This is a genomic window from Staphylococcus sp. HMSC62A08, assembly GCF_001839105.1.
In the GTDB taxonomy this organism is placed as follows: Bacteria; Bacillota; Bacilli; order Staphylococcales; family Staphylococcaceae; genus Staphylococcus; species Staphylococcus caprae.
Genome location: NZ_KV840031.1, coordinates 30,245 through 35,160 on the forward strand (window position 1 = coordinate 30,245; position 4,916 = coordinate 35,160).

Here is a 4,916-nt window from a genome sequence, read left to right on the forward strand (position 1 = left end):
GTTGAAGTATTTTTAGCGAATATACCTGATTTTAAAAATCCTCAACAATTCCAAGGATTTATTAGAGAATTAAATCAATGGATGGTCACAAATCATACAAAAATTAATCTGTAACAATATAGTATTCAAACTGTATTAATGATAAAATAGTGTATGTGAAAAAAATAACTAAACAAATGATGGAGGACAATGACCTATGTCAAAATTAATTTTGGCGGTAAATGCTGGTAGTTCATCTTTGAAATTCCAGTTAATTAGAATGCCGGAAGAAAAGTTAGTAACCAAAGGCGTTATTGAACGTATTGGTTTAAGCGATTCTATTTTCACGATTGTTGTTGAAGGGGAAAAGCTTACTGATGTTAGAGATATAAATGATCATGAACAAGCAGTTAATATTATGTTAGAAAGCTTTAAAGAACATCATATGATTGAAGATATTAATGAGATTGAAGGTACAGGTCACCGAGTTGTACATGGAGGGGAGAAATTCCCTAAATCAGTCGTTGTAACTGATGAAGTAGAATCTCAAATTGAAGAATTAAGTGAGTTAGCACCGCTACATAATCCTGCGAATCTTATTGGGATTAGAGCATTTAAAAAATTATTGCCTAACATTCCACATGTGGCAGTATTCGATACTTCATTCCACCAAACAATGCCTGAACAAGCATATTTATACAGCTTGCCATATCATTATTATGAAGATTATGGTATTCGTAAATATGGATTCCATGGTACAAGTCATAAATATGTATCTAGAAGAGCAGCTGACATCTTAGGTAAACCAATAGAAGATTTGAGAATTATTTCATGTCATATTGGTAACGGTGCTTCAATCGCAGCGATTGATGGTGGAGAGTCCATTGATACTTCTATGGGATTCACACCGCTAGCAGGTGTGACGATGGGTACACGTTCAGGTGATTTAGACCCTGCATTAATTCCTTTTATTATGGAAAAGACTGGCAAAACCGCTGATGAAGTTTTAAATATTTTAAATAAAGAGTCAGGATTACTTGGTTTAACAGGTACATCAAGTGATTTACGTGATTTAACAGAAGAAGCTAAACATGGTCGTCAACGTGCACGTGTTGCATTAGATTTGTTTGCATCTAAAATTCATAAATATATTGGCTCATATGCAGCTAGAATGCAAGGCGTAGATGTGATTGTATTTACAGCTGGAATTGGAGAAAACTCTCATATTATTCGTGGCAAAGTTTTAGAAGGCTTAGAGTTTATGGGCGTTTATTGGGATCCTAAGAAGAATGAAAGCCTACATGGCGAGGAAGGTTATATTAACTATCCGCATTCACCTGTTAAAGTACTTGTCGTGCCAACAGATGAAGAAGTTATGATTTCACGAGATGTGATTAAATATGGTGGTCTTAAAGACGAGTCAAATGAAACAGTAAATGAAAATACTGAAGCACAAGATGCTTAAAATATAGTAGCATGTAAAATGAACCGCATCGTTTCCTCATAGGGGAGATTATGCGGTTTTTAATATTAAGAAGTGAATCAATGATTTAATAAATGGAAATGGCTTTGAATAGAGGATTGAAATAGAGGAAATTGTTCGATAGTTATCTTCTATGATGGAGTAGCTTTGAATAGATTGTCTTTCAAAAATAATAAGAGCCAGTTATTAACTGACTCTCATAAAAATAAGAAATATATTTAATCTTAATCTTGATATCTTTCGCGTAGTTTAGGTGTAGCAACTTGTGGTTGGAAATCTTCAGGAATTTCTTCAGTACGTACGACTAATACATCACATGGCGCATGACGTACGATTGCTTCAGAAACTGAACCTACAATAAAACGTTCTACAGCATTTAATCCTGACGTACCACTCATAATTAAATCTGCACCAACTTCATGAGCTAATTTCTTAGGTATAATTGCTTTTGGTGAACCAAATTCTAGGCGTGTTTCTACATTTTTAACACCTGCGTTTGAAGCCACTTCTTTATAACCTTTGAGTAATTCTTCAGAGAAATGTTTAGATTTCTCAGTAAACTGAGCATCATAGACTTCATAAGAAGAGTAAGTTCTTGAATCGATGACATTAACAATTGTCAACTTAGCATCGTTACGTTTAGCAACTCCTACAGCTTTATTAAAAGCCCATTCTGCTTCATGTGAACCATCGACTGCGATTAAAATGTTTTTATAAGTAATCATCGCTAGTGCCCCCTTCATCTTTCTTATTCTTATTTTAACACAATTTACAGAATATTTAATTATTAATAATTACAATTTTGTGTATTTTTTCTGATTGCGCTTTCATTGCTTTCGCGTTAGGATGTAATAGGAGGTGGATGGAATGAAAATTGGTATTCCTAAGGAGATAAAAAATAACGAAAATAGAGTGAGTTTATCACCAAGTGGTGTACATGCACTCGTTGAACAAGGACATACAGTTTTAGTAGAAACTAACGCAGGACTAGGTTCTTATTTTGAAGATGTTGACTACAAAGAAGCTGGTGCTGAGATTGTATCAGAACAATCTAAAATTTGGGATGTAGATATGGTAGTCAAAGTTAAAGAACCATTAGAATCAGAATATCAATTCTTTAAAGAAGGGTTAATTCTTTTCACATATTTACATTTAGCTAATGAAGAGAAATTAACACAAGCTTTAGTAGATAATAAAGTAATTGGTATTGCTTATGAAACGGTTCAATTACCTGACAAATCATTACCGCTTTTATCACCAATGAGTGAAGTTGCTGGTAGAATGTCAGCTCAAATTGGCGCTGAATTCTTACAAAAAGTTTGGGTATTTTACTAGGCGGTGTACCTGGTGTCCCTAAAGGAAAAGTCACTATCATTGGTGGGGGTCAAGCAGGTACGAATGCTGCTAAAATTGCTTTAGGATTAGGTGCAGATGTTACGATTCTTGACGTTAATCCTAAACGTTTACAAGAACTTGATGACTTATTTAATGGAAGAGTGCATACGATTATGTCCAATCCACTAAATATAGAAATGTACGTTAAACAAAGTGATTTAGTTATCGGTGCAGTATTAATTCCAGGAGCTAAAGCACCAAGCTTAGTTACTGAAGATATGATTAAGCAAATGAGAAGTGGCTCTGTGATTGTAGATATCGCTATTGACCAAGGTGGTATTTTCGAAACAACAGATAAAATCACAACACATGACGATCCAACGTATACAAAACATGGCGTTGTACATTATGCGGTTGCGAATATGCCTGGTGCAGTTCCGCGTACTTCAACATTAGCTTTAAATAATGCAACTTTACCGTTTGCACAAATCTTAGCTAACAAAGGATATCGAGAAGCTTTCAAATCTAATCACGCACTTTCTTTAGGTTTAAATACGTATAAAGGTCATGTTACAAATAAAGGTGTAGCTGAAGCATTTAATTTAGAATATACTTCAGTGGAAGATGCACTTAATAAATAGTTTAAGATAGATAAACTCGGCTGATTATTAAAATCAGCCGAGCTTTTTATTTTTCATAATGTGTAAGTATCTCGTAGCCATTGTCAGTAACTAATATGTCATCTTCGATATTTTTTTTTTCGATTTTTGGTACATAAATTCCAGGTTCAATTGTAATCACCATGCCCGCTTCTAATGTATTTTCGTTTACACTTGAAACGTCTTGATATTCATGTTCTTCTAATCCTAACCCGTGACCAAGTCTATGCGGGAAATATTCTCCGTAACCTGCATTGCTAATAATATCTCTAGCGATTTTATCGATATTTTTTATTGTCACTCCAGGTTTGATTGCTTCTATTGCAGATTGTTCAGCTTTTAATACAACGTTATAGATATTTTCAGCTTCTTGACTAGGGTTTCCAAATTTTACTGTTCGTGTCATATCACTACAATAATGTTCATAAACTACGCCTAAATCAAATAGCACATATTCATTATTTTGAAGCTTTCTGTCTCCAGGAGTGCCGTGAGGAGAAGCTGCATGGTCTCCAAATAATACCATTGTGTCGAAACTCATTTCATTTACGCCGTACTTTTTGATTTCATTTTCAATGTGATTAACGACTTCGCGTTCCTCAACGCCTTCTTTAAGATAAGACACGCCAATTTCTATACATTTGTCTGCGAGCTCCGCAGCTTTTTTAATTTTTTCAATTTCTTCTTGAGATTTAATGTTTCTTAAATCTTTAATTGATTGGTCAAGGTCACTATAGACTTGAACATCGAATGCTTGAGACAATTCACGTTGACGTTTAACAGTTAAATGTTCACTTTCGATAAGTAATGTCGTAAATGTTTTCGGATATAAGTCGAATGGGTTTTCAGTATCTAAATAACCAATGATTTTCCCGTCGAAAGGTGAAGCTTTGACTTCTTCAACCTCCATTTTCGGACAAAATAAGACATCTTCACCGTTTGCTTGGACGAGTAATGCGAATAAACGTTCATGTGGTTCACTACGATATCCGGTAAAGTAATATACGTTAAGTGGGGTAGTAATCCAAGCTGCATCGGCATTTTGTTGTTGTAAGACTTTTCTGATTTCTTCTGTTTTAGTCATATCAAACATCCTCCATTGTATTAGTTTAGTTTAGTTTAATTTTATTCTAATTCGTTAACCTTTTCAAAAATTGAGGTACTATCACTTTCTGTAAAAGCATTTTCAGAAACAGTGTTATAAACAAGGGTAGCTAGGGTATACTGATGACAGAGAACATTTGAGGAGGGCTATATAAATGAAATTATCATTTCATGGTCAATCAACAATTTATTTCGAGGGAAACGGTAAAAAGGTTATCGTCGATCCATTTATTTCTGGTAATGATAAATGTGATTTAGATGAACAAACATTAGATGTAGATTATATTATTTTAACGCATGGACACGCTGATCACTTTGGTGATGTGGTAGAGCTAGCCAACAGAAATCATGCGGTA

Annotated in this window: 4 protein-coding genes and 2 pseudogenes; 4 read left to right on the forward strand and 2 right to left on the reverse strand. The window is 34.3% G+C overall.

The window, feature by feature from the left end; translation table 11 throughout:
- Window positions 1-114: pseudogene (locus tag HMPREF3264_RS12600) on the forward strand (class I SAM-dependent methyltransferase); the annotation flags it as partial.
- Window positions 115-196: 82 nt separating this feature from the next.
- Window positions 197-1,444, forward strand: a complete 1,248-nt coding sequence (locus tag HMPREF3264_RS03910; RefSeq protein WP_002443374.1) for an acetate kinase — start codon at window positions 197-199, stop codon at window positions 1,442-1,444.
- 242 nt (window positions 1,445-1,686) lie between these two features.
- On the opposite strand, the gene HMPREF3264_RS03915 is transcribed toward HMPREF3264_RS03910, so the two are convergent.
- Window positions 1,687-2,187 (reverse strand): universal stress protein, encoded by a 501-nt coding sequence (locus tag HMPREF3264_RS03915; protein WP_037541509.1) that lies wholly within the window; start codon window positions 2,185-2,187, stop codon window positions 1,687-1,689.
- A 142-nt stretch (window positions 2,188-2,329) separates the two neighbouring features.
- On the opposite strand from HMPREF3264_RS03915, the pseudogene ald reads away from it, so the two are divergent.
- A pseudogene (gene ald, locus HMPREF3264_RS03920) lies at window positions 2,330-3,438 on the forward strand (alanine dehydrogenase).
- A 46-nt stretch (window positions 3,439-3,484) separates the two neighbouring features.
- Here ald and HMPREF3264_RS03925 read toward each other — a convergent pair.
- Window positions 3,485-4,540, reverse strand: coding sequence for a M24 family metallopeptidase (locus tag HMPREF3264_RS03925; RefSeq protein ID WP_070871992.1), 1,056 nt, complete (start codon window positions 4,538-4,540; stop codon window positions 3,485-3,487).
- 175 nt (window positions 4,541-4,715) lie between these two features.
- On the opposite strand from HMPREF3264_RS03925, the gene HMPREF3264_RS03930 reads away from it, so the two are divergent.
- Window positions 4,716-4,916, forward strand: a 201-nt coding sequence (locus tag HMPREF3264_RS03930) for an MBL fold metallo-hydrolase (protein WP_141764445.1), incomplete at its 3' end; no start/stop codon positions are given.

Excerpts from the sequence above, each read along its gene's own strand:
- HMPREF3264_RS03925 (WP_070871992.1), bottom strand. The coding sequence starts at position 4,540 with ATGACTAAAACAGAAGAAATCAGAAAAGTCTTACAACAACAAAATGCC.
- HMPREF3264_RS03910 (WP_002443374.1), top strand. The coding sequence starts at position 197 with ATGTCAAAATTAATTTTGGCGGTAAATGCTGGTAGTTCATCTTTGAAA.
- HMPREF3264_RS03915 (WP_037541509.1), bottom strand. The coding sequence starts at position 2,187 with ATGATTACTTATAAAAACATTTTAATCGCAGTCGATGGTTCACATGAA.